The organism is Aromatoleum toluclasticum ATCC 700605, assembly GCF_000378245.1.
Taxonomy (GTDB): Bacteria; Pseudomonadota; Gammaproteobacteria; order Burkholderiales; family Rhodocyclaceae; genus Aromatoleum; species Aromatoleum toluclasticum.
Genome location: NZ_KB899503.1, coordinates 1 through 24,200, shown reverse-complemented (window position 1 = coordinate 24,200; position 24,200 = coordinate 1). Strand labels below are relative to the sequence as shown.

Sequence of the window (24,200 nt, the reverse complement as noted above, 5' to 3'; positions counted from 1 at the left end):
CCGTACGGGATTAAAACGATACCAGGAGACACGGCGGCATGAGAAACATCGATGTACATAAGTTGATCGACGAGGCGAAATTCAATCGCTTCCACTGGCAAGTGCTGTTCTGGTGTGCGCTGATCATCATCTTCGACGGCTACGACCTCGTGATCTACGGGGTCGTGTTGCCGGTGCTGATGAAGGAGTGGGGCCTGACGCCGATCCAGGCCGGCACCCTCGGCAGCTACGCGCTGTTCGGCATGATGTTCGGCGCACTGCTGTTCGGTCCGATGTCCGACCGCTTCGGACGCAAGAAGGTGATCGCGGTATGCGTGCTCCTCTTCAGCACCTTCACCTTCCTCAATGGTTTTGCGCGCGACGTCACCGAGTTCGCGGTCTGTCGCGTTCTCGCGGGGCTGGGGATTGGGGGCGTGATGCCCAACGTCGTCGCCCTGATGACCGAGTATTCGCCGAAGAAGCTGCGCACGACGCTGGTCGCGATCATGTTCAGCGGCTATTCGGTGGGCGGGATGCTGTCGGCGGGGCTGGGTATCTACCTGATCCCGGTCTATGGATGGTCCTCGGTGTTCTTCGTTGCAGGGCTGCCGCTGCTGCTGCTGCCCGCAATCCTGTATCTGCTGCCTGAATCCATCGGCTTCCTGCTGCACGCAAAACGTGACCAGGAGGCGGCGATCCTGTTGTCGCGCGTCGAAGAAAAGTTCATTCCGCAGCCGGGCGACCGTTATGACTTTCCGACCGGCAACACCGGTCAGGTTCCCCTGGTCGCACTGTTCCAGCACGGCCGCGCGCTCAGCACGCTGATGTTCTGGCTGGCCTTCTTCATGTGCCTGCTGATGGTCTACGCGCTGGCATCGTGGTTGCCGAAACTGATGACGCAGGCGGGCTACGGTCTCGGCTCCAGCCTGTCCTTCCTGCTGGTGCTGAACCTCGGCGCGATCTTCGGCGCAGTAGGCGGCGGGGTCGTCGCGGATCGCCTGCACCTGAAGACGGTGCTGATGGTCTTCTTCGTGATCGGATCGGTGTCCATCAGCCTGCTCGGCTACAAGAGCCCGACCGCGGTTCTGTACGTCCTCGTCGCGCTGGCCGGCGCGACCACCATCGGTTCGCAGATCCTGCTGTACGCGTATGCGGCGCAGTTCTATCCGATGGCGATCCGCTCGACCGGCATCGGCTGGGCGTCGGGCGTCGGCCGCAGCGGCGCGATTCTCGGGCCCATCGTCGGCGGCACGCTGCTGGCGATGGCGATGCCGCTGCATTTCAACTTCCTGTTCTTTGCGATCCCGGGTGCCATTGCGGCATTCGCGGTCTCGCTGATCGCGCGCAATGCGCTGCACGCGCCGGAAGAAGAGGAAGCGCTCGCCTTTGCAGGCGAAATCGGTGTCGTGACCGAGTAAGGCTGATGAGAACGCCCGCCCCGACCAAGGGCGGGCGCCCATTGCGCGACGGACGATGGCGGCAGACACTATCCGCCTTCAGCTTGCCCGGTGCGTTCGCATCGCCCGGCGCTCTGCCGCGCGGCGCGTGCCGTGGGGAAACCCGACGCTTCACGAAACCATGAATCGATTCTCTCTGATCGCGGGCTGCCTGCTCTCCGGGCTGGGTGTTGCCCTCGGGGCCTTCGGGGCCCACGGGCTGCGCAATGTGCTCGGCGCCGCAGAACTCGGATGGTGGCACACCGCCGTGCAGTACCAGATGTGGCACGCCACCGGGCTCCTCGCGCTCGGCGCCGGGCGCTTGCCGAACATCGGCCCGGCGGCGGTGCTGCTCGTGCTCGGTACGCTGGTCTTTTCCGGCAGCCTGTACGCGATGGCCCTGAGCGGCTGGCGCGTGCTGGGGATGATCACCCCGATCGGCGGCACGCTGATGATCGCCGGCTGGCTGCTGCTCGCGTGGCGGGCGCTGCGCGCGTAGGCGGCTTGGGTAAGGTTAGGGAGTAGGGGGCCGTTCAGCGCACGACGGGGCGGTTCGGCAGCTGGTTCGCTCGCGCGGCACCTTCGTCGCCCGTATCCGGCGCGGGGAAACCGGATCGCAGGGCAGCGCTCACGGCATCGATCGCGCGTCCCAATCCCTCTTCATGGCGGCCGGCCTGAAATTCGGGCATGACGTCGGCGATCATGCGCTGCCAATCCGCGTCGCTCACGGTCCGTGCGACGGCACGGTCGGCGACGATCTCGATCCGGTGTTCCGCGAGTTGCAGGTAGATCAGGACGCCGTTGTTGAGTTCGGTGTCCCAGACACGCAGCTTTCCGAACAGCGTCACGGCACGTTCGCGCACGACAGCGGCGATTGGAGCGCCCTTGAGGTGGCGCCACAGATAGGTCAGGGGAAGGCTGGCCTCGACGCACAGGCAGATTTCGCCCGTGTGCTGGCGTTCGCTGTCGCGCACGCGCGACTCCAGACGCTGCAGCGCGTCGGGGCCGACGGCCCGTCGGGCATCGCCGGCGTCCAGCCAAAGGTGGCGGGCGAGGCGGGCGAGGGCGCTCATCGACGTTCCCCCGTCGTGGAAGTGATCTTCGCTACCATCGTCCTGACGCGCCTCCGCCGCCGAAACTTCCGCCCCCGCCCGAGCTGAAACCGCCTCCGCCAAAGCCGCCCCGGCCTCCGCCGCCCCAGATGACCGGCCCGCCGGGGCCACCTCGTCCGCCCCGGCCACCGCCGCCCGTGCCGAGCACGAGGACGAAAATGAAGGCGAGCACGCCGGCGAGGAGACCCAGCAGGAGGCTGCCGAGCAGGAATTTCGCGAGGAGGCCGAAGATGCCGCCGGTTGCCAGCGCACCGAGCTTGCGGCCCAGGACCGCGACGAGCATGCCGCCGACGATGGGGACGCCGAACATGACGAAGACGGCGATTTCCTGCAGCGAGGCGAAGCCGCCTGAATCGCGGGTTTCGGGTTCGGGCAGGGCGAGGTTCTCGCCGCGGATGCGTGCCATCAGCGCATCCACCCCCTCGTCGATACCGGCGGCGAACCGGCCTTCGCGGAAGGCGGGTGTGATGGCGCGGTCGATGATGTGGAACGCGGCCAGGTCGGGCACTGCGCCTTCCAGCGCGCGCGCGACCTCGATGCGCACGCGCCGGTCGTTCTTCGCGACGATCAGCAGGAGTCCGTCGCCGACGTCGCGCCGGCCGATTTTCCAGTCCGCTGCGACGCGATTGGCGAAGGCGGCGATGTCCTCGGGTGCCGTCGTCGGCACGATCAGCACGACGAGCTGGCTGCCGCGCTCGGTTTCGAATCGGGCAAGCTTGTCTTCGAGCGCCTGCCGCTCGCCCGACGACAGGGTTCCCGTCTGGTCGATGACGCGTGCCGTGAGCTGGGGAACCGCGATCAATTCCTGCGCGCTCGCAGCGCCCGGCCACAGCAGTAGCGCAAGGACGCACATTGCCAGGCGCAGGGCGTATGCGAGCGCAGGCATGGGGCGGGCGTCGGCCGGCTTCAGCGCAGGGGGCCGGACGGCTTCAGCGCTTGGCTGCGCCACCGCCGAAATCCACCGCCGGGGGCTGCGAAATCTCCTGCTCGTTCGCGACGGTGAATCCCGCCTTAGGCGCGTAGCTGAACACCATTGCGGTCAGGTTCGTCGGAAAGCTGCGAGCGAGGATGTTGTATTCCTGCACGGTCTTGATATAGCCGTTGCGCGCAACGGTGATGCGGTTCTCGGTGCCCTCGAGCTGCACGCGCAGATCCTGGAAGGCCTGGTTGGCCTTCAGGTTCGGGTAGTTCTCGGCCACCGCGAGCAGGCGCGACAGGGCGCCGCCCAACTGGCCTTGCGCCTGCTGGAAGCGTTCCATCGCCTGGGGGTCGGCCAGCATTTCGGGGGTGAGCTGGATCGAGGTCGCTTTCGCGCGTGCCTCGATCACCCTCGTGAGCGTTTCCTGCTCGAAGTTTGCTTCGCCCTTGACGGTCGCGACGAGGTTGGGGATTAGGTCCGCACGTCGCTGATACTGGTTCAGCACCTCGGACCAGGCCGCCTTGCTGTGCTCGTCAAGGCGCTGGAAATCGTTGTAGCCACAACCGGCAAGGGTCAGCGAAGCCGCAACAATGGCGGCCGGCGCGAGGCGGCGCAGGAAGGATCTCGACACATCACACTCCCGGGATCAGGTCAGTTACGCAAGGCGGCTCGGAGCGTCGCGCACGGCCTGTGGCCGGGGCGACACCCGATATGCGGCGGTAATGATAACCCGCCGCAGGCCGGTTGCGGCTGCGGCGGGGAATACCTTGCGAGAGGGGCGGCGATGTGTATCCGCTCAGTCGTCGCGCTTCTTGTCCGGCCCGTGAGGCATCACGGTGTCGATGGAGATCACGTTGCTGCCCCCCATCCAGGGCAAGGTCGGCACACGCAGGCGCATCGACAGCCTCGTCGCTTCCGCCCCGGGCTCGTCCTCGGAGCGGCAGAAGGGAATCACCGTCGACTCGATCCGGGGAACCCACGGGAGTTCCGCGTGCCGCCGCTCCGGACGCCGCGAGCGGGCGCGCCCGGAGGAGCGCGCCGGGGGATGGCCTTCGTCGTGCTGTCCGAGCCACGTTGCCCAGGACTGCATCCACAGGTTGACCCAGGGCATCCCCATCCAGGCCGCCGTTACGTCGGCAAACGGCCAGGTCGCACGCGATTCATCGGGTGCCGCATCGATCGGCGGCGCATGCGCGGGCTCATGAGCAGTGGCTTTTCTCGGCATGATCGGCTCCTCGGGGTCGAAACGGGTCATTTCATGTATAGAGCACCTTCCCGACTGACCGCAAGAGCCGGCCGCGCGTTCCCCGGCGCACTGCCGCTATTTGGGCTGAGGAACGATGCGGAGGTAGGGCTTGGGAGCCTTCCATCCGTCCGGGAAGCGCGTTTTCGCCTCCTCGTCGGAAACCGAGGGCACGATGATCACGTCCTCGCCCGCCTTCCAGTTGACCGGCGTCGCCACCTTGTACCTGGCCGTGAGCTGGATCGAGTCGAGCACGCGCAGGACTTCATCGAAGTTGCGGCCGGTGCTCATGGGGTAGGTGAGCATCAGCTTGATCTTCTTGTCCGGCCCGACCACGAACACCGAACGCACTGTCAGGTTGTCCTGTGCGGTGCGGTCCTGTGCGCTGCCGCTGGCGTTGGGGTGGATCATGTCGTAGAGCTTGGCCACTTTCAGTTCGGGGTCGCCGATCAGCGGGTAATTGACGCGATGCCCCTGCGTCTCCTCGATATCCTTCGACCAGCGATCATGGTCGCTCACGCTGTCCACGCTCAGGCCGATGATCTTGGTGTTGCGCTTGTCGAATTCCTCCTTGAGCCCCGCCATATAGCCCAGTTCCGTTGTGCAGACGGGCGTAAAATCCTTCGGATGCGAGAACAGGATTGCCCACCCGTCCCCTATCCACTCGTGAAACCGGATCGTTCCCTGGGTCGTTTCCGCCGTGAAATCCGGTGCATCGTCGCCTAATCGCAGTGCCATGGCACCCTCCATGCATTCGTAGCTCCCTGTGCTTCCCGTTGTCGTGTTACCCGTCTCCACCCGACCAGAGTCCGGTCGACACGTAGCGCTCGCCGGTGTCGGGCAGCACCGTCGCGATGCAGCGCAAGCCATCCTCGACGGCGACCCGGCAGGCGACATGCACCAGCGCGCCGGCCGACGGGCCGACGAACAAGCCCGTTTTCGCCAGCTTCCGGCACATCGGGATGGCGTCTTCCATGCGCACCGGCACGCGACGGTCGATCAGGCCTTCGTCGAGAATCGCCGGCACCATGTCGCCCGGATGGCCGAGGGGCTTGAGGCCTTCGATGCCGGGGAATTCGTCGGGAATCGCCGCGACCACGATCGTTGCCGGCCGGCCCTCCTTGAGCCGGCGCGCGACACCCGTCAGCGTGCCGCCGGTGCCGATGCCCGCGACGAATGCGTCCGGCGGCCGCCCGGTGTGGGCGACTACGCCCCGCAGCAGTTCGGGGCCGGTGGTTTCGTAATGCGCGCGCCAGTTCTCGGGGTTCGAATACTGGTCGCAGTACCAATAGCGGTCGGGATGGTCGCGCGCCAGGCGGCGTGCCTCGGCTACGGCGAAGTCGTATCCTTCCAGCGGATCGGTGAGGATCAGTTCGGCGCCGCTGGCGCGGATGCGATCCAGGCGTTCGCGGCTGGCATTGCCCGGCACGACGAGAGTGACCGACACGCCCAGCGCCGCGCCGTACAGGGCGTAGGAGATTCCCGCATTGCCGGACGACGAATCGAGCAGCCGCCGTCCGCCGTCGAGGCGACCGGTCTGCAGGGCCTTCATCAACATGCGCACGACCGGGCGGTCCTTGATCGAGCCGCCGGGATTCACACCCTCCAGGGTGGCAAACACACGGCAAGCGGGCGCCAGCTCGCGGGCGGCGTGGACTTCGACCAGCGGAACGTGTCCGACGCCGGAGAGCAGGGCGGATTCGCGGATCGGGATCGCTGCCATGACCGTTTTCCGTTGCAGCACGCTTACGCAGCCGTTGCGCAGAATGCGTCGTAGTCGACGTAGCCCGGGAACGCGCGCCCTTCCGCGCACAGCGCGCAGTCGGGATTCGCGGCGAGCCGGTATTCGTCGAAGCGGGCGCGCAGGGCGTCGTAATGCAGCAGCCGCCCGACCAGCGGGTCGCCCAGACCCAGTAGCAGCTTGATCGTCTCGACCGCTTCGAGCAGCCCCACGACGCCGGGCAATACGCCCAGCACGCCCGCGTCCGCGCACGAAGGCGCAAATTCGGCGGGGGGCGGTTCGGGATAGAGGCAGCGATAGCAGGGGCCGCGCCGCGTCGGATAAGCCGGCCAGAACACCGTGACCTGGCCTTCAAAGCGGTACACGGAGCCGTGTACGCAGGGAATCTGCAGGCGCACGCAGGCGTCGTTGACGAGGTAGCGGGTGGGGAAGTTGTCGGAGCCGTCGACGACCACGTCGTAGCCTTCGAGGATGCGTTCCACGTTGGCGGAAGTGAGGCGTTCCGCCCAGGTTGCGATGTCCACGGACGGGTTGAGGCCCTGCAGCGTGCGGCGCGCGGAGTCGACCTTGGGCTGGCCGATGCGTTCGTCGTTGTGCAGGATCTGCCGTTGCAGGTTGGAGCGATCGACGACGTCGTGGTCGACGATGCCCAGCGTGCCGACACCGGCCGCGGCGAGATACAGGGCCGCCGGCGAGCCCAGTCCGCCTGCCCCGATCAGCAGCACGCGGCTGTCCAGCAGGCGCCGCTGCCCGGCTTCGCCGACTTCCGGCATCGTCAGGTGGCGCGCATAGCGTTCGCGCGCGTGCGGATCGAGGCCGCGCGGGGTCTCGAAGGGCAGGCCTTCCGCCTTCCAGCGCGAGAAACCGCCGGCCACCGACGCGACCTTGCGATAGCCGAGCCGCTGCAGGCCTTCGGCCGCGAACAGCGAGCGGACGCCTCCGCCGCACATTATCAGCAGCGGCCGGTCGGTATCCGGAATGGCTTCCTCCACGCGCAGTTCGAGAAAACCGCGACCGAGGCGGAATGCGCCGCGGGGGCTGCCCTGGGCGATCTCGTCCGCCTCGCGCACGTCGATCAGTGCTGCGCCTTGCGCCTGTTGGGCCAACGCTTCGCGCGGACCGACCTCGGGCACGCTGGCCTTCAGTTCCGTGATGCGCCGTTCGCGCGCGCCGCCCGCGCCACCTGCCACCGCAGGAACGATCGCGAGCACGGCGCCGTCATGGGGCAGGGCAACCGCGAGTCCGCCAAGGTCGCGTATGTTGTCCGCGCCGAGGTAAATGTTCACGAAGGGGCGCAGCGATCCGTCGGCCGCACACACGCGCGACAACAGCCCTTCGTGACGATGGGCCAGCGCCTGCAGCGCATCGCCGACCGTGGCGGCCTCGACCTCGACTTCGTCGGCGCCATCCGTGTAGGAACGCAGCGGAGTCGGAATGCGAACGATGACTCGGCTCATGACAGCACCTCCTCTTCGTCGAAGGTTTCGCCCTCCAGCCGCCACGATCGCAGCTCGGTGGCGACGCCGGCATTGACGGCGACGATCGGATAGGACCAGCCCGCCCACGCGAATTCGCGATCGGTGGCGGACGGGCGGGGCGGATGGTCCGGATGCGAGTGCCACACACCGACCACCTGCAGCCCACTGGCGGCAGCCTCGTACTCGGCGTCCAGATAATCCTGCGCTTCGATCAGGAAACGGTCCGCGGTGCGATCCGGGTGCACGTTGCGGGCGGCATGGACCGCGCATACGGTCACGGCGTCGGCATCCTGCCGCCCCAGCAGGAGTCCGCACACCTCGTCGGGATAACCCGTCTGCGCCGCAGAGATGAGCTTGTCGCGCAGCGGGGCCGGTAGTCGCAACGTCGCCATGGAGGCCCCCTCGTTTCAATGTTAGATAATAGTCGACAAAAATAGTTTACTTTTGAGCGTCGTCGGGCGACCGGAGTTCGCCGCGAAAACCTTCGAGGAACAAATTTCACCCGGCAACGCCCGCTCCGTCGTCGTGCATTGCGGTCGGGCCACCGTGTTCTATACATCAGATAAGGAACGGCTCCGCCGGATCGAACCTGCACCGAGATGCCGAAGATGACGGGAAAAAGATGGCTGTGGCTTGGGCTGCTGCTCGCCGGCTTCGCCGTCGGCGGCCAGTCGGACGGGCGCAGGCAACTCGGGGATCGGCAGGTCGTCGGCCTGCCGACGGATTTCGACGCGGGCGCGCGCACCGAACCCTACGCCGGCCCGCATCCGTCGCGCCTGCAACGGCCGGACGAAACCTTCCGCTTTCCGATCATGCTCGGGCAGGTCGGCCCGGATGAGCCACTGTTTGCCGGCCCGAAGCGATACCCCTTCATTTGTGATACCGCCAGTTCCGGCCTGGGAGCGCCCCTGGCGGACAACTCTGCGGGGGTCGGCACTCCGGTCCTCACTCCGGTCGATTCCGCCGACGGCGCCATCAAGGGAACACGCAAGGCGGCCTTCAGCAAGGATTGCCTGGCGCCGACTAAGGCCTGGTACTTCTACAAGCCCGTGGGCGAAAAGCATTTCGCGCGTTGGAACGGCCAGTCGAAGGATGAAGTCGAGACGATCACCGTCAACGGCGTGCGCGTGCCCTTCATCCTGCGGGTCGAGATGGGCACGATCAACCGCTTCATCTACCTCATCGCGGTGCTCAAGGGCGCACGCGAGATCATCGACGCTCCCGCCGCCGACCGCTGGAACCGGCGCCTGATCTACCAGTTTTACGGGGGAGTGGGAATCGGTCATAGACAGGGCAGGGCGAACGTGAAAGCCGTGCTGGAAGACCGCCGCGAACAGCTCGCGCAGGGCTACGCGGTCATCGCATCGACCGGCACGACCACCCGCAACCACTTCGACATCTGGCTCGCGGAAGACACCGCACTACGCGTCAAGCGGCAGTTCGTTGCCCTGTACGGCGAGCCCGATTACACGGTCGGCGTGGGCGCCTCGGGCGGCGCGATCCAGCAATACCTGCTCGCGCAGAACCGCCCCGGTCTCATCGATGCGGCGATTGCCCAGTATTCGTACCCGGACATGATCACGCAGACCATCCCGGTGTTCGATTGCGAACTGCTCGAGTATTACTTCGACGTCACCGACGGTGACAACCGCACCTGGCGCAAGGCGGAAAACCGGAGCTGGATAGAAGGTTTCAACGCCAGCAACCATCATGAAAGCTCGGGCGGGCTGAAGCGGATCGACGTCACGACCCGGGTTGCCTTCATGATGCGCGGCGAAGCGCTGGGCGAACGTAAGGGCGACACGGAATGCGTGATCGGCTGGCGAGGGCTCACGCCGCTCGTCCTGAATCCACGGTTCGCGCCCTTTGAATCGCATCTGACGCGAGACGTTTTCCGGCAGGTACGCTGGAGCTACTTCGAGGATCTGAAGCGCTTCTTCGGCACCGATGCGCGTGGCTACGCGCGCATTCCGTGGGACAACGTCGGTGTGCAATACGGGCTGCGGGCGCTGCAGCGCAAACAGATCACCCCGGAGCAGTTCCTGCGGCTCAATGCCCGCATCGGCAGCTGGAAAACGCCTGCCGACATGCAGCCCGAGCACTACTGGCTGGTCGACGGCGGCGAGAGCGAACTGCGCGAGTTTTCACCCTGGAGCGCCCACAACATCAATACGGGCCCGGATAGCGATCGCCCGGCGCCGCGCTTCGAGGGTGACCGCGAAGCGATCGCGGCCGCCTATCGCTCGGGTCAGGTCTTCCTCGGCCGCGTCGACATCCCCGTCATCGACGAGCGCCTGTACCTCGAAGCGGAGCTCGACATGCATCACGCCGCCGCATCGTTCTCCGCGCGGGCGCGTATGATCGCGGCGCAGGGCGATGCGGGGAGCCAGGCGATCTGGGTGAGCGACAAGGCCTACGACCCCACACCCCGAGCCTTTGCCGCGATCGACCAGTGGCTGCGTGCGAAACGTGCGCGTCCGGAACTGTCCTGGGCCGAAGTGCGCCCGGGGACGGCTGCCGATCGCTGCTTCGACGCCCGCGGCCGGGTCATGTTCAACGGAGACCGGGTGTGGGACGGCAGCTGGAACCGGCTCCCGGCGGGCGCTTGCATGCGCGCCTATCCGATCTACGGCAATTCGCGCATGGTGGCCGGCGACGAGATCCACGGCGACCGCTTCAAATGTGCCTTGCAGACGGTGTCGGCCGCGCTCGCCGGTGGCGTGTACGAGCCGGTGGCGATGAGCGCCTACAAGGCGCGACTGGAGCAGATCTTTCCCAATGGGGTGTGCGATTATCGCCAACCCGACCAAGGGCGTCCGAAGGATCTGGCGGACGGAGATACGGCGAAAGGGACTTCGTAGAGCTGCCTGGATGGCGGGTGCAGGATGGATCTGCCAATGCATCGTAAACCGCCATAATTGGTATTATGTAAACTACAGTTTACAGGCGTCCTGCCTTCTTCGATACCTGACGACGAGTTACAGAAAGATGGCACCATTTTTAACAGAAAAATGGCGACAGCCAGACGAAGCAAAGCCGCTGAACAGTACAGCGATGCTTCTAGTCGTGAGCAGCATCAATCCAACCCTGTTTGTATTCTAGACTCGCTGACGCGATTGAGAGTGCCGAGTCGTAGCGCCGATTCGATGGCCTTCGACGTCGCGGCCGATCTGGCCTCCATCATCGGCGTGTTCTACGGCGGCCACGATCACGAAACGATCCTGCACGAGGATCCCAACGACAAAAGCACGGGCGACGAGTGAAAGGGTTGATCCGCGACGAATCGCTTAGCGATCCTCATCTATCGAGCTTTCGGGCCCGGCGTTGTGGTTACTGGACCCGCGGCTGCATCCGGCGACGATTTCCGTCCCCGCAGCTTGGGCTTTGGCGTGCTGGGGTGTGCGTCGCTAGGTTCTCGGACGGGCCGCATTTGCTGCGCCATAGTATTGATCTTCTCGTCACGGAGCTCCAACTCACGCTGCAGGAGCGCAGCCTCGGTTGTCCGTTGTGAAAGTTGCTCGCGCATCACGTTCATCTGTGCGAGGTGCTGTTCCGCGACCTCCCTCATCTTGATGAGGCTGCCTTCTGCGGCGCCCAGGGCTTGGCGGACGTCGCCGAGCTCCTGTTGAAGAGCACCCAGTTCGTCCCGCTGCCGTAGAACAAGATCCGCATTCGTCTGCCGGAGTTGCGCCAGTTCCTTCTGTGCTTTCGCAGTGGTCGTGCGTTCGCGGTCGATCTCCAGCAACGCACGCTTCTCGGCTGCTTCATGGCGATCCTCCTCCCGCCGCAAAGCATCGCGCTGCTTTTCGAGCTCGGACGCAAAGTCCTTACGTGCCGCGGACAATTCCACTTCGAGCGCCTGGTGCTGTTGCCGTGCTGCCGAAAGCTCCCGGGCAAGCGCCTCCTTTTCCGCGCGCTCCGCTGCCACAGCGCGTTCCAGTGAAAGGTTGCGCTCCGAAGCCCTATCCAGCGCCTCGTGCAGATGCTCGAGCTCGTCGTTGGCAGCCTGCCAGTCGTGCTCGAGGCGCCGCGTTGCAGCCTCGGCCGCGGCGACGCGAGCGTCGGCCTCCTGTCGAAAGGCGCTCAGATTTTCATGTGCAGCCGCTTGGGCATCGTTCCATAGCCGGCCGACCAATTCCCCGGCCGCCGCTTTCAGTGTGTCGGGAAGGTCAGGGTGTTCGATGCGGACCCGGCTCTTCTCTCGCAACTCCTCCCAGAAACGCGCCAAGGCTTCCGACGGCGCAGACATGCTCCCTTTTCTGACGAAGTGATAGAGCTTGTTGGCGGTCGGCGTGATGCCGTAGCGGAAGAACAATAGCGCGCAAGCCTCTCGATACAGCTCTTGAGTGTTCGCCGTCGTGTCGCGCAGCGCGTCGATGGCCTCACGGATTTCGCTTTCAGTGTTCATGGCTGCGACTGGGCTACACAGGATAAACGGCGATGTTTGACGGGAAGTTTATAAATAATACAACGTAAAACGTATTATTTCGTACGCTCTGCGCCTCCGCTTTGACATTATGACTCTAATGTCGAAAACTAGCGGTACGTTCATGGTTAGAAAATAATGAGGCCCAGGATCGCTCCGAGGATGCGGAAAATGACTGATTCCCTCATGGTTCCCGGCCCGTTCGAGGGCCTCCGGCTTCCGTCGGATCTGGATGGCAGTCACGGCCACAATCGTGCCGTCGGCAAGGTGGCCCAGATTGCGGCAATTAACGATCTGCAGGCGATCCAGGCGTGGCTCGCGCGCTTTGCCGACACACGCACGACCTTCGATAACTACCGCAAGGAAGCCGAGCGGCTGTATCTCTGGGCGGTGTTTCAGCTCGGACGGCCGATCTCGTCGCTCACGCACGAGGATTTCCTCGTCTACCAGCGTTTTCTCGCCGATCCGCAGCCGCGCGACAAATGGTTGGCCGGCGCCGGTCGGAAGCACCCCCGGGGCGATCCACGCTGGCGCCCGTTCTATGGACCACTGGCCCCGACAAGCCAGCGGCAAGCGATGGTGATCCTCAACGTGATGTTCGCGTGGCTCGTCGAGGCCGGCTACCTGGCCGGCAATCCGCTGTCGTTGTCGCGGCATCGTACTCGTCGCCCCAAACCTCGCATCACGCGTTACCTCGACCCCGATCTCTGGCAGGAGGTGAAGGCCTACATCGAGGGCATGCCGTGCGAGACCGATCGACAACGGGCCCACTATTTTCGAATCCGGTGGCTCTTCACCCTCCTCTACCTGGGCGGACTGCGGATCTCCGAAGTCGGCTACAACACCATGGGCGGCTTCTTCTGCCGGCGCGATCGGGACGGCGAGGAGCGTTGGTGGCTGGAAGTGCTCGGCAAGGGCGAGAAGGAACGGTTAGTACCGGCTACCAATGAAATGATCGTGGAACTCGCCCGGTACCGGCGTGAGTGCGGGCTTGCCCCCTACCCCACGCCCACCGAGGACACCCCGCTCGTACTTCCCATCGGCAAATCACGGGAACCGCTGACCCGGGCCGCGCTGCACGCGATCGTGAAAAAGGTCTTCGACGGCGCCGCTTCCCGGCTACGGCAACGTGGCGAGGAATACGCCGCTCGAGCCAATCAACTCGAACGCGCCTCCGCTCACTGGCTACGGCACACCGCTGGTTCGCATATGGCGGATCAGCAGATTGACCTGCGCTCGATCCGCGACAATTTGGGACATGAATCGCTGAAGACCACCAGCCAGTACTTGCATACGGACGACGATGTTCGTCACAGGGAGACGGAGCAAAAGCATCGGATCGGTTGGTAGGGGCGTCCGGGCCCTCGGCTAGGCGCCCAGTCCATTAGGCCAACCTTGAGACTGGCCTCAAAGAAGATCTCCCGATGGATGTAGGCGAGGGAATGAATAGCCGAGCTAAGCTCCCCGAAATAAATCACTCTTCGAAACCGAACTTATTGACTCCTCAGCCAATTCTATCCATGTGACACGAGCGTCCCGGCTGGCTACCCATGCCTTCACGTTCGGCGGGTTACCGCAATTGCCAACAATCACCATCAAATAGCGTTCCCTGTCTCTCTGGAAAGCAGATAGGTATTCTTTGGTTGTCTGTCGATCTTGGCCAGATGGACTGGGGTCTGCTTCCGGATGCGTGTGCCACAACCCAACAGCATGCAAACCCGCGGCGAACTGCCGCTCTCGATCACGGGCTGCTGCTTCGATGTCTGGATTGTAGGAATGCCGAGTGCGGCGGTCGCCTCTGTTAGGTCCCGTGGCAGTAGTCACGATAAGGCTCTGGGCGTCTGGATCGATTGCATAAATCTCCCCGCCGGCCTCCTTCTGCCACAATCGTCGCTGAACATGCCTATACATATGCTCGAGCGCACTGGCCGTGAAGAGGACGTAGCTCCCGTAGTCCGGGTAGAAGAACAGTCGATTGTTCACGGGAATGAGCGTTCAATAACCAATCCATCATGCGGCGTAGCCATGGCCGCCCAGTCCCGCAGCGTCAGGCCATGTCGCTGGTCATTCAGATAACGCTGGCCACGCACCCAACTGACAATACGAGATTCAGCGATCGTCCCGTCCACCATCTTCACCGCGTTCTCAGCCACCATGGCCACCGCATATGCGGCCGCAACAGCGGTGTAGCTCTGGAAACGGCTGCTACAACCTGGCTCCTGTCTGATCACTGCGCGCGGCCGCGCCCACATCGGGAACCCGCTCCACTACTCTTCCGCCAAACACGTTGCGCCGATCACGGAAAAAGAACCATCCAGCACATGTGCTGGATGGGTAAGTCGCCAACGGCGGGAGAGGAGACTCCGCTGGACGAAACCGGTTTATTGCCTCGCCGAAGGGCACTCCAACAAGGAATGAAGATCAAGCGCGACCCCTATTGCTCGGCGCCAGCATTCTCGCCCACGAGGTCGAAGACATGTCCCATGCGACCTGCTTTCGTGTCGAGATAGGCCGCGTTGTGGGCGTTTCGTCCGCTCGGCAACGCCACGCGCTCGACGACTTCGAATCCCATCGCCGTCAAGGCATTGGTCTTCGCCGGATTGTGCGTCATCAAGCGTAGTCGCCGCACGCCGATATGCGCGAGCATCGGGCCGCAAACCGCATATTCCCGGGCGTCGACCGAAAATCCCAGGCGCAGATTGGCATCCACGGTGTCCGCACCGCAATCCTGCAGACCATATGCCCTAATCTTGTTGTGCAGCCCGATACCCCGCCCCTCCTGGCGCAGGTAGATCAGCACTCCCCTGCCTTCGCTGCCGATCTGTTGCAGCGCACTGCGCAATTGATGGCCACAGTCGCAGCGCTGGCTGAAAAGCGCGTCACCGGTGAGACATTCCGAATGGATTCGCGTAAGCACCGGCTCGTCCCCGGCGACGTCGCCCAGCGTCAGAACCAGATGTTCCTTGTGAACCGCATCGACGAAACTGTGGGCGACGAAAAGGCCCCACCGCGTCGGCAGCTGACTCGATGCGATGAAACGCACACTCAGAGGCGGGCGACCACGGGCGACGCACGAGGTGGCATCTCCTGTCGCTTCGAGCTTCTCTTCCGGTTCGTGAACTGCGTGGTATCGAGACATCCTCGCTTCTCCCCTAGCAACTGATACGCATCGACAGGTCGATCGCCTTGACGTCCTTGGTAAGGCTTCCGATCGAGATGCGATCGACACCCGTTTCCGCCACTTCGCGCAGATTGTCGAGCGTGATGCCGCCCGAGGCTTCGAGCTCGGCCCGCCCCGCGGTGATCGCGACTGCCTCGCGCATTTGCTCGACGCTGAAGTTGTCGAGCAGGATCAGCTTCGCCCCGGCTGCGAGCGCAGCCTCGAGCTCGGCATGGTTCTCCACCTCGATCTGCAGCGGAATGCCGGCCGGCGTGAAGGCTTCCGCGGATCGCAGCGCCTGCGGGATGCCGCCCGCCACGGCGATGTGGTTTTCCTTGATCAGCACGCCCGCATAAAGACCCATGCGGTGATTGTGGCCGCCCCCGACCCGCACCGCGTATTTTTGCGCCATGCGCAGACCGGGCAAGGTCTTGCGGGTGTCGTAGATTCGCGCGGGGGTGCCGGGAATCGCCTCGACGTAGCGCCGCGTCGCCGTCGCGGTGGCTGAAAGCGTCTGCAGGAAATTCAGCGCCGCGCGCTCGGCACTCAAGAGCGCACGCGCGTTGCCGGCGATTTCGCACACGACGTCCCCGGGCGAGACTTCGACGCCGTCCGCTGCGCGCCAGCGGATCTCGACGCCGGGGTCCAGCTCGCGAAAACATTGTTCGAACCATGGGGCGCCGCACACCACCGCCGCTTGGCGGCTGATCACCGTCGCGTATGCCTGGCGGTCGGCAGGAAGCAGATTCGCCGTGTAATCGCCTTCGCCGATGTCTTCCTCGAGCGCCGCGCGCACCGCGGACGCGACGTCGAGTTCGAGAGTCGAGTCGTTCATCGCAGTCCTATGCTCCTGCCTCGGCCCCGCAGAGGGCGACATCGGGATTGAGCGTGTAACGTCCGGTCAGCGTCGCCTCGGCCAGCACATGCGGACGAATCGCCTCGACGACATCGCGTGCGCCGAAGGTCCCCGACACGGGACATTTCGCAATGTCGAGCGCGTACAGCGTAAACACGTAACGGTGCGGAATCTCGTCGTTCCACGGCGGGCACGGCCCGTCGTAGCCGAAATACTGCCCCGCCATGTGCTCGTCGCCGACAAACCATTGGGTGTAATCGTTGAGCGCCTGCCGGGTGCTATGCGGCGCGTCGGGCCCGGGTTTGCCGCGGGGAACGACGGCGTCCGAGAACTCCCCTTTCCCGATGCCCGGCAACTCGGGCGGCAGATCGACCAGGGCCCAGTGATACAGGTCGATCCGCGGAACCGCCGCCGACACGACCCGCCCTTCCCGATTGAAGTCGTCGAGCACCGACGGCACGTCGGGATCGTGGCAGATGACGACCAGCGACTTCGTGCCCGCTGGAAGACCGCTCCACGCGAGCGCGGGATTGAGATTGCGTGACAGGCCGATCCGCGTCTCCGGGTGAGGCGCGGCAAACGCGCATTCTTGCGGAATTCTTCCGTCGTCCTCGAAACAGCTGCTGGTCAAGCGCATGACGTTTTCCTCACGTGGTCAAAACGATTTTCAGGCACTGCGATCGGCCGCCATTCCATGCCATACAAGCCAACCGCCTATGGCGGCAGCGAGCGCCGAGGCCATCTGGACCTGATACGAAGGAACCATCAGGCCGACACCGGCACCGAGAAAGCACAGACGGTGCACCACGCCGAGCTGCCGCTTCCAGTAGCCCTCGGTCGCGAGGCAAAGACAGCCGGCCGCGGCCGCCGTCGCGACGCACGCGAGCACGATCTGGCCCGTCGATCCGGACAGCAGGACGCCCTCGTTGTAGACGAACGCGAATGGAACGACGAACGCGGTGATCGAGATGCGCACGGCGGCAAGACCGACCGCGAGCGGATTGGCGAGCGCGATCGGCGCGGCGGCGAACGCGGCGACCGCGATCGGCGGCGTCATCGCGGACAGGCTCGCGTAATAGACGAGAAAGAGGTGCGCCGCCATCAGCGACACGCCGAGCTTCGTCAGCGCCGGCGCGACCAGTACGGCGGCCAGGATGTAGACGCTCGGCGTCGGCATGCCCATCCCGAGGACCAGCGTGATGACCGCGGCGACCAGCAGCGAGACGAACAGGTTGGATCCGGCAATGAGGAAGATCAGATCGGCGACTTTCACGCCGAGGCCGGTCATCGACAGCCCCCCCACAACCAGCCCTGCCGCGGCGCAGGCGGCGACGACCGGGACGATGCGTAGCGTCGCTTCGGCGAGGATGTCGTAAAGCCCTTTCAGGCCGAAACGCGTCTCGCGCCGGGACATCGCGACCGCGACGACGGCGAGGGTACCGAACGCGGCGACGAAATTGGGCGAGTAGCCGATCAGCAGCGCGGCGACCAGCGCGAGCAGCGGAACCAGGAACATACCGCCGCGGCGCATCGTGTCCGCGAGCGCCGGCACGTCGTCGAGGCCGGTGATCCCGTCCTTGAGCGAGCGCAGATGCACCTGCAGGTAAAGACAGAAGTAGTAGAGCAAGGCCGGCACGATCGCGGCGACGGCGATGTCGGTGTAACGGATGCCGGTGAATTCGGCCATGATGAAGGCGGCCGAGCCCATGACCGGCGGCAGGATGCTACCGCCGGTCGAGGCTGCGACTTCGATGCCCCCGGCGACTGCGCCCGAATAGCCGAGCTTCTTCATCATCGGAATCGTGATCGAGCCGGTCGTCACGACGTCGGCGGTCGGACTGCCGGAAATCGTGCCGTACAGCCCCGACGACGCCACGGCGATCTTCGCCGGACCGCCGGGGCTCCTGCCGCTGACGGCGGCCGCGGCATCGAAGAAGAAGTCGCCTCCTCCGGCGCGCGAGAGAAAAGTGCCGAAAAGACCGAACAGGAAGACGTAAGTCAATGCGACCCGGATCGGCGCGCCGAAAATGCCGTCGGTGGTAAACGCGAGCACGTCGAGAAAGTGCGGATAGTCGATGGGACCGTGGCCGAGCACGCCGGGCAGCAGATCGCCCCACAGGTTGTAGGCGAGGAACATGAGCACGATCGACGTGAGCCCCGGGCCGACGGTGCGCCGCGTCGCCTCGAGCGTGATCAGCAGCAGGCCGCTGCCGCAGACGAGGTCGCCGGTCGTGAGCTCGTCGAGCAGCGTGATGCGCGTGATGATCCGCTCGTTGTTGAACCAGAAATAGGCCGAAATGGCGAGGCTCGCCGCGGCGAGCAGGCCGTCCCAGACCGGCACGCGGTCGCGGTTCGAGCTCGCGGTCGCGCCGGTCGACAGGAACACCAGCGCAAGCATCAGTCCGAGAAACACGATCGTCATCGCGTAGATCTGGACGATCTGGATCGTCGTGACCCAGACGATGCCGACCGCGATCAGCGCCGCCAGCGGTTTGAGCACCCAGCCGGCACAGTGGGTCGGGTCGCGGCGCGCGCCGGACGTCAGGAATCTGCTCAGAAATGAAAGGCTCATACTGGACACGTTCGAATCTCCTCAGAGGTCCGCGTCCGACGACTCCCCGCTTGCGGCGGCGCGGGTGCGGGCGGCGCGAATCGCGAGACGGCCGCGTCGCCGCGCCCCGGACCGGGGCGGATGGCGACGCCACCAGTCGGCGACGACGACGGAATGGCTTGGCAGCGCGGCGCGGCCGGAATGCGGCGTGCGCGGTTCGCCGTCCCTACTTCAGCAGCCCGGCTTCCCGGTAATAGTCTTCGGCGCCCTTGTGATAGGGCACGATCTTCTGGCTCGCGAGGAACTCGGGCGTGATCACCTTCAGGCTGCCGTGCGCGCCCTGCAGCTTGTCGATGTGCTTGTGCAGCGCGCCCGCGAGATCGTGCGCGACCTTGTCGTCCATGTGGCTATTGACGACCAGCACCGCGCTCAAGGCCACCGTCGGCACGTCCGTCGGCTGCCACGCGTAGCTGCCGGCTTTCACGGTGAAGGGCGCGACGCTCAGCTCCTGCGACACTTTCTCGACGGCGCGATCGGAGACGGGCAGCAGGACGAGTTCGACCGCATCGCCCGCCTGCACGATGAAGCTCGTGCGGACGAACACGCCGTTGGCGAACATGTCGATCCGCTTGTCCTTCATCAGATCGCCCTGCTCGTCGGAAGCCGCGTAGATGACGTCGCCGCCCCATTTCTTGATGTCGTCGAGATTGACGCCGATCGCCTTGAACATCTCGACGGCGACGTGCTCGGTGATGTTGCCGCGCTTGTTCAGCGCGAGCCGCAGCGGCGGTTTCTTGGCTGCGATGTCGTCGAAGCTGTGGATCTGGTACTTCTCCGCGAACGCCTTCGACATCACCATCTGCATCGGCGCCCAGTTGTACAACAGCGCAAGCGCGCGCAGGCTCGTGATCGGCTTGGAGAACGGTTTCGCGCCGGAGCTCGCGATGCGCAGCTCGGCGTCATGCGCGATGCCGAGCTCGACCTTGCCCTGGTCGAGCAGCGCGATGTTCGCGAGTCCGCCGCCCGACGTTTGATACGTGATCGACGAGCCGGGAAAACTTTCCTTGACGGCGCCGTCGATGCCGATGCCGATCATGGTCCACAGCCCGCTCGGGCTCGCGCCCGATAGCGTCATCTTGTAAGGTTCCGCATTCGCGCCAAGACTGGACAACGCAAACACGACCCCAAAAATAATGGTGCGCAACATCTGTCTCCTCCTTATCGTTTTACCTGATGCCCAAGCAGCGTCGGAGTGATGTCCGGATCACGGACTTATTGTTATTGCACAGCGTATTGTCAGGCTAGCATTGGGGTTTTCCATCCAGCAAGAACGTATGGGGCGGCGCGCCCGAAGAAAACATCCACGATCCGGACGCTCGCTCGCTTCGCGCCGCGGGCGCGCAATTCCTGGTCACGCGAACGCCCCCTGCTCCTCGAGCGCCGCGTATTCCTGTTCGGAGATCCCCAGGAAATCACGAGACACCAGCGCGTTGTCTTCCCCGAGGCGGGGGGCTGCGCCCGTCACATCGCCGGGCGTGGCCGACAGATCGAAGGCCGAGAAATAGCAGGCCACGTCGCCGATCTCGCCGTGCAGGCGTCGTCGCCAGATCCGTCGGTAGGCGAGCTGCGGGTCGCGGAAGAGGTCCGCGATCGTATTGACCGGATACGCGTGGACCCGCGCGGCTTGAAGCCTCGCGGCGACATCCCCGGCGTCCTGCGTGACGAGACACGACGCGATGATCGCGTCAAGCTCGACGCCGTTGGCCTTGCGCGCGGCAATGGTCGAGAAGCGCGGGTCGTCGGCGAGCTCGGGCCGCCGCAGCGTCTGCGCGAGGCGCGCGAATTCGTCGTCGGACCAGCACGACAGCGCCAGCCACGTTCCGCCGCCGCACTGATAGGCGTCGTGGGGAGCCGCGCCCGGGTCGGCATTGTTCGCCCGCTCGGCGATGCGTCCGCTCGTGTGGTAGTCGAGCAAGGCACCGGCGACGAACAGCAGTCCGCTCTCGTATTGCGCGAGATCGATCCACGCCCCGTTCCCGGTGCGCCGCTGCCGGTCGAGCGCCGCGAGCACCGCGGTCGCGCCCAGCGTCGACGCGATGAAGTCGATATACGGACCGTACAGCAGCATCGGCGGGCCGTCCGGATCGCCCGTCAATCCGCAGAAGCCCGCGAGCGCCGACAGTTGCGAGCCGAAGCCGGGCGTTTGCGCGCGCGGCCCCGTCTGGCCCATGTTGCAGCTCGAGATCATCACAACCCCCGCGTTCAGCTCCTTCGCAGCCTCGTAACCGAGGCCGAGGCGGGACATCACGTCCGGACGCATGTTCTCGATCACGATATCGGCCCAAGCGGTCAGGCGTCGCGCGACCTCGATACCGGCGGGCGTCTTCAGGTCCAGCGTGACGTCGTATTTCGAGTCGTTGAAGATCGCGAAACAGCCGCTGCGGTCCTTGCCCGGCCGGCCGTCCTTGTACGGCGGATATTCGGTGCGGAATCCGTCGGGCCGCTGGTGCGATTCGATGTGCACGACGGTCGCGCCGAAGGTCGCGAGCATCTTGCCGATATGCGGGCCGGCGGCGTACGCGCCGAACTCGACGACTTTCACGCCCGCCAGGGCTTGGGAGATCGCGCTCATACGGTTTGCCTCTCGTGTGCGGTTTCGGGCGCGGAGCGGATGCGGTCCGCGCCGAATTCGGCGAGCAGCGTGCGGACGTCGACGGCAGTGCCAGGCGGGTGCGCGAGTGGCTGCCGGTTGCCGTCGATGATCGCGAAGCTGCCGCAATGGCGCTGCGGCTCGCCGCCGGGAGTGGTCAGGTCGTGCCAGAACTCGCGCGCTTCGAGCTGCGGATCCTCGGCGATGTCGCGCATCGTCGAAACTGGATAGCCGAGCATCTCGCGGCGGCTCGCCTGCTCGAGGAATTCGCTTTTCTTCAGGCCGAGAAAAAACTGTGCGATCGGCCCCTCGAGCGCATCGACGTCCTGCTGCGTGGCGAGCCGCGGATCGAAGCGCTTCCAGTCGATGTCGGCGAGCGCGCCGAGCTCGGCACCGCGTTCGCGCATCCACGCGACGAGCTGTGCATTGGTCCGTCGTCCGGCGGGCCCGCCGTAGAGGACGAAGTTCAGATAGCCGTCGGCGCACGGCCAGAAGGCGCGGTAGCGCGCGCCCTTGATCGAGCGCCCGGTCACGAACGCGCCGGCGCGCGTCGGCACGATGCCTTCGAGGTCCCAGAACGCGGGTGCATGCGACAGCGCGAGGATCACCGCCGCCTGCCCGGACACGTCGACGTGCTGCCCCTCGCCGGTCGCGGTGCGATACAGCAGCGCCGTCAGCGCGCCGACCGCGGCCTGCGCGCCGGCCCAGCAGTGGGACTGGGGAACGGTCACGCGCTTGGGCACGTCGTCGGGCTCGCCGGCGAGCGACATCGCGCCGCCGGCCGCCATCATCTCGAGATCGGACGCGAGCCAATCGGCACGCGGCCCGCTCGTGCCGAAGGGCGTCACCGATACATGGATCAGCCCCGGATTGAGCTCGCGCAGGCGCGCCGGGTCGAAGATCCGCGCCCGCTCCTCCGGCGAGGCCGATTCGACCAGGAAGTCGACGCCGGCGACGAGCCGCTCGAAATCCGCGTGGCCACCGGGCGCCGCGAGGTCGAGACGCAGCAGCCGCTTGTTGACGTTGTACGCCTGCCAGTCGGGACCGTCGATGTCGGCCCCGGGCCCTTCCACCTTGATGACGTCGGCCCCGAGATCGGCGAGCAACCGCCCGGCAAGCCAGCCGGTCCGGTCGCTCAGATCCAGAACCCGGTATGCTTCAAGCATCGCGGCTTCCTCCTGGTGTTGGGGGTGGCGGCGCTCAGCGCCCGGTGCGTGCGAGCGACAGCACCCAGCCGGCCATGCGCGACTTCATCTTCTCGATGTCGCCGTTGCTGAAGAAGTCTTCGGGCTTGACCAGATCGACCCCGTACACCGGACGGTGGAAGTCGCTCTCGTAGCCGTACGGCACCGTCGCGTCGATCCCCATCCCGCCTTCGAACAGCGTGTTCGACGCGGTCCATTGCTTGTCGCCCGAAGTCATGCGCTCGGCCGGCATGAAGGTCTGGCCGCGCCCGCCGGGGATCGGGTTGAGGATGTCGGTCTGCGGATTCACGCGTGTGGTGAGGCACCACATGATGTCGTCCATCGAGTAGATGTCGACGTCTTCGCTGACCGCGATCGCGAGCCGCATCCCCTGCGAGCACGACAGGATCGCCGAGAGGAAATTGCGCTGCCAGCCTTCCTCGATCTGGTTGCGCTTCTTCACCTGGATGATGCAGCCGCCCCAGTCGGTCATGCAGTACGGGATATGCACGTTCTGCACGATGCCCGGCTGCAGCCGCTCGCACAGCGCGAAGATCGCCGACTCGCGCACCGAGGTGTCGATGTTCGAGTCGTCGGCCGTATGCACGCCGAGCGGGAAGATGATCGGCTTGGTCTCGCGCTTGCGCATCGTGATGGCGGTGACGTGGAAAGTCGGCGCCTTGTAGGCCTTGCCCATGTAGCCGGCCCACTCGGGGTGGAAGTGGAAGCGGCCCTGGATGTCGGCGGCCTCGGATTCGGCCGTCTCGTAGCGCTTGTCGCGCGGGTGCAGATAGCCTTCCAGGACGTATTCCGCATCGGCCAGGGTGTAGGCGTCGATCGTGTGGCATTTCACCAGGCGCACCGGCGAGCCCTGGATGGCGCCGGCGATGCCGATCTCGTCGCAGCCCTTGGGCAGGATCGCGTAGTCGAAGCCCGCGCCGGCGACGTAGGTGCAGGAGGGCGGCACGCCGAAGCACATCGTCAGCGGGATCGGCTCGTCGTCCTTGTAGTGCTCGGTCATCACCTGCCACATGTGCGATCCCGGCGAGATCTGGAAGGTGCCGACGTTGCCCCAGCGGAAGTTCATGCGGTTGTAGCCGATGTGGCTGCCGCCGTCGAAATACGGGCCGACCACGCACGAGATCCCCGAGCCGATCGTCAGCTCGGTCTCGAGCGGTGTGTGGCGGATCGCGGTGAGCCACTTATTGACGTCGAGGTCGGAGGTGAGGACCTCTTCCTGCACCGGCGCTTCGTCCTGCGAAATGATGATCGGCTTCAGCGGATGGTCGATCGCACGCGCCACTTTCTTGACGCGGTCGAGCGAGTCCTGCCAGCCGAAGAGTTCCTCGACGACGCGGATGTCGCCGAAGAGGTTCGTGATCGCCCGCGCATGCGGCATGCCTTTGACGTTGTTGAAGAGCATCGGCAGGCTGCCGTCGAAGATCTTCTGCAGGCCGGTGATCTC

The 24,200-nt window shown here is 65.2% G+C and carries 24 protein-coding genes; 5 read left to right on the top strand and 19 right to left on the bottom strand.

Features of this window, described 5'->3' with window-relative positions:
- Nucleotides 1-38: 38 nt before the first annotated feature.
- Nucleotides 39-1,397: an MFS transporter gene (locus tag F464_RS0119265; protein ID WP_018991488.1), complete on the top strand. Its 1,359-nt coding sequence runs from the start codon at nucleotides 39-41 to the stop codon at nucleotides 1,395-1,397.
- A 160-nt stretch (nucleotides 1,398-1,557) separates the two neighbouring features.
- Nucleotides 1,558-1,914, top strand: a complete 357-nt coding sequence (locus F464_RS0119260; RefSeq protein ID WP_018991487.1) for a DUF423 domain-containing protein — start codon at nucleotides 1,558-1,560, stop codon at nucleotides 1,912-1,914.
- Between the two features lie 34 nt (nucleotides 1,915-1,948).
- Here F464_RS0119260 and F464_RS0119255 read toward each other — a convergent pair whose 3' ends face one another.
- From F464_RS0119255 to F464_RS0119220, 8 genes are all read right to left on the bottom strand, one after another.
- Nucleotides 1,949-2,488: a TPM domain-containing protein gene (locus F464_RS0119255; protein WP_018991486.1), complete on the bottom strand. Its 540-nt coding sequence runs from the start codon at nucleotides 2,486-2,488 to the stop codon at nucleotides 1,949-1,951.
- Between the two features lie 31 nt (nucleotides 2,489-2,519).
- Nucleotides 2,520-3,413 carry a TPM domain-containing protein gene (locus F464_RS0119250; RefSeq protein ID WP_018991485.1) on the bottom strand — a complete coding sequence of 298 codons (894 nt, stop codon included), beginning with the start codon at nucleotides 3,411-3,413 and terminating at the stop codon, nucleotides 2,520-2,522.
- A gap of 43 nt (nucleotides 3,414-3,456) precedes the next feature.
- Nucleotides 3,457-4,077, bottom strand: a complete 621-nt coding sequence (locus tag F464_RS0119245; RefSeq protein WP_018991484.1) for a LemA family protein — start codon at nucleotides 4,075-4,077, stop codon at nucleotides 3,457-3,459.
- A gap of 165 nt (nucleotides 4,078-4,242) precedes the next feature.
- Complete coding sequence (locus F464_RS0119240) at nucleotides 4,243-4,671, bottom strand: hypothetical protein (protein WP_157353904.1); 429 nt, start codon at nucleotides 4,669-4,671, stop codon at nucleotides 4,243-4,245.
- Nucleotides 4,672-4,767: 96 nt separating this feature from the next.
- Nucleotides 4,768-5,427, bottom strand: coding sequence for a peroxiredoxin (locus F464_RS0119235; RefSeq protein WP_026296153.1), 660 nt, complete (start codon nucleotides 5,425-5,427; stop codon nucleotides 4,768-4,770).
- Between the two features lie 46 nt (nucleotides 5,428-5,473).
- The gene (locus F464_RS0119230) at nucleotides 5,474-6,412 is read right to left on the bottom strand and encodes a PLP-dependent cysteine synthase family protein (RefSeq protein ID WP_018991481.1); all 939 of its coding nucleotides are present in this window, start codon (nucleotides 6,410-6,412) and stop codon (nucleotides 5,474-5,476) included.
- A 23-nt stretch (nucleotides 6,413-6,435) separates the two neighbouring features.
- Nucleotides 6,436-7,887 carry a molybdopterin-synthase adenylyltransferase MoeB gene (moeB, locus tag F464_RS0119225; protein WP_018991480.1) on the bottom strand — a complete coding sequence of 484 codons (1,452 nt, stop codon included), beginning with the start codon at nucleotides 7,885-7,887 and terminating at the stop codon, nucleotides 6,436-6,438.
- On the bottom strand, nucleotides 7,884-8,300 hold the full coding sequence (locus F464_RS0119220; RefSeq protein ID WP_018991479.1) for a M67 family metallopeptidase: 417 nt from the start codon (nucleotides 8,298-8,300) through the stop codon (nucleotides 7,884-7,886). The genes moeB and F464_RS0119220 overlap by 4 nt, the downstream gene beginning before the upstream one ends.
- Before the next feature lie 216 nt (nucleotides 8,301-8,516).
- Between F464_RS0119220 and F464_RS0119215 the strand changes: the two genes are divergently transcribed.
- A complete protein-coding gene (locus tag F464_RS0119215; protein WP_157353902.1) occupies nucleotides 8,517-10,769 on the top strand; it encodes a DUF6351 family protein in 2,253 nt (750 codons plus the stop codon).
- Between the two features lie 261 nt (nucleotides 10,770-11,030).
- Nucleotides 11,031-11,171, top strand: coding sequence for a hypothetical protein (locus F464_RS31380; protein WP_198292300.1), 141 nt, complete (start codon nucleotides 11,031-11,033; stop codon nucleotides 11,169-11,171).
- Nucleotides 11,172-11,209: 38 nt separating this feature from the next.
- On the opposite strand, the gene F464_RS29070 is transcribed toward F464_RS31380, so the two are convergent.
- Entirely contained in the window at nucleotides 11,210-12,316 is a 1,107-nt protein-coding gene (locus F464_RS29070) for a DNA-binding protein (protein ID WP_018991476.1), read from the bottom strand.
- 189 nt (nucleotides 12,317-12,505) lie between these two features.
- Here F464_RS29070 and F464_RS0119200 point away from each other — a divergent pair, with 189 nt between their 5' ends.
- Nucleotides 12,506-13,684 (top strand): tyrosine-type recombinase/integrase, encoded by a 1,179-nt coding sequence (locus tag F464_RS0119200; RefSeq protein ID WP_026296152.1) that lies wholly within the window; start codon nucleotides 12,506-12,508, stop codon nucleotides 13,682-13,684.
- 105 nt (nucleotides 13,685-13,789) lie between these two features.
- Here F464_RS0119200 and F464_RS30500 read toward each other — a convergent pair whose 3' ends face one another.
- The 10 genes from F464_RS30500 to F464_RS0119155 all read right to left on the bottom strand — a co-directional run.
- Nucleotides 13,790-14,317 (bottom strand): Mov34/MPN/PAD-1 family protein, encoded by a 528-nt coding sequence (locus F464_RS30500; RefSeq protein WP_084600543.1) that lies wholly within the window; start codon nucleotides 14,315-14,317, stop codon nucleotides 13,790-13,792.
- The gene (locus F464_RS29065) at nucleotides 14,314-14,490 is read right to left on the bottom strand and encodes a hypothetical protein (protein WP_198292299.1); all 177 of its coding nucleotides are present in this window, start codon (nucleotides 14,488-14,490) and stop codon (nucleotides 14,314-14,316) included. The genes F464_RS30500 and F464_RS29065 overlap by 4 nt, the downstream gene beginning before the upstream one ends.
- 278 nt (nucleotides 14,491-14,768) lie before the next feature.
- Nucleotides 14,769-15,473 carry a GTP cyclohydrolase II gene (gene ribA / locus F464_RS0119190; RefSeq protein ID WP_232428993.1) on the bottom strand — a complete coding sequence of 235 codons (705 nt, stop codon included), beginning with the start codon at nucleotides 15,471-15,473 and terminating at the stop codon, nucleotides 14,769-14,771.
- Nucleotides 15,474-15,486: 13 nt separating this feature from the next.
- Nucleotides 15,487-16,329 (bottom strand): carboxylating nicotinate-nucleotide diphosphorylase, encoded by an 843-nt coding sequence (gene nadC / locus F464_RS0119185; RefSeq protein WP_018991472.1) that lies wholly within the window; start codon nucleotides 16,327-16,329, stop codon nucleotides 15,487-15,489.
- A gap of 7 nt (nucleotides 16,330-16,336) precedes the next feature.
- Nucleotides 16,337-16,987 carry a YbhB/YbcL family Raf kinase inhibitor-like protein gene (locus F464_RS0119180; RefSeq protein WP_018991471.1) on the bottom strand — a complete coding sequence of 217 codons (651 nt, stop codon included), beginning with the start codon at nucleotides 16,985-16,987 and terminating at the stop codon, nucleotides 16,337-16,339.
- 30 nt (nucleotides 16,988-17,017) lie between these two features.
- Nucleotides 17,018-18,922 carry a TRAP transporter permease gene (locus F464_RS29060; protein ID WP_018991470.1) on the bottom strand — a complete coding sequence of 635 codons (1,905 nt, stop codon included), beginning with the start codon at nucleotides 18,920-18,922 and terminating at the stop codon, nucleotides 17,018-17,020.
- Nucleotides 18,923-19,127: 205 nt separating this feature from the next.
- Nucleotides 19,128-20,108 (bottom strand): TAXI family TRAP transporter solute-binding subunit, encoded by a 981-nt coding sequence (locus F464_RS0119170; RefSeq protein ID WP_018991469.1) that lies wholly within the window; start codon nucleotides 20,106-20,108, stop codon nucleotides 19,128-19,130.
- 204 nt (nucleotides 20,109-20,312) lie between these two features.
- Nucleotides 20,313-21,533, bottom strand: a complete 1,221-nt coding sequence (locus F464_RS0119165; RefSeq protein WP_018991468.1) for a CaiB/BaiF CoA transferase family protein — start codon at nucleotides 21,531-21,533, stop codon at nucleotides 20,313-20,315.
- A complete protein-coding gene (locus F464_RS0119160; protein ID WP_018991467.1) occupies nucleotides 21,530-22,717 on the bottom strand; it encodes a CaiB/BaiF CoA transferase family protein in 1,188 nt (395 codons plus the stop codon). Before F464_RS0119160 ends, F464_RS0119165 begins: the two co-directional genes overlap by 4 nt.
- Nucleotides 22,718-22,751: 34 nt before the next feature.
- Nucleotides 22,752-24,200: UbiD family decarboxylase (locus tag F464_RS0119155; RefSeq protein WP_018991466.1), on the bottom strand; the 1,449-nt coding region annotated here is incomplete at its 5' end.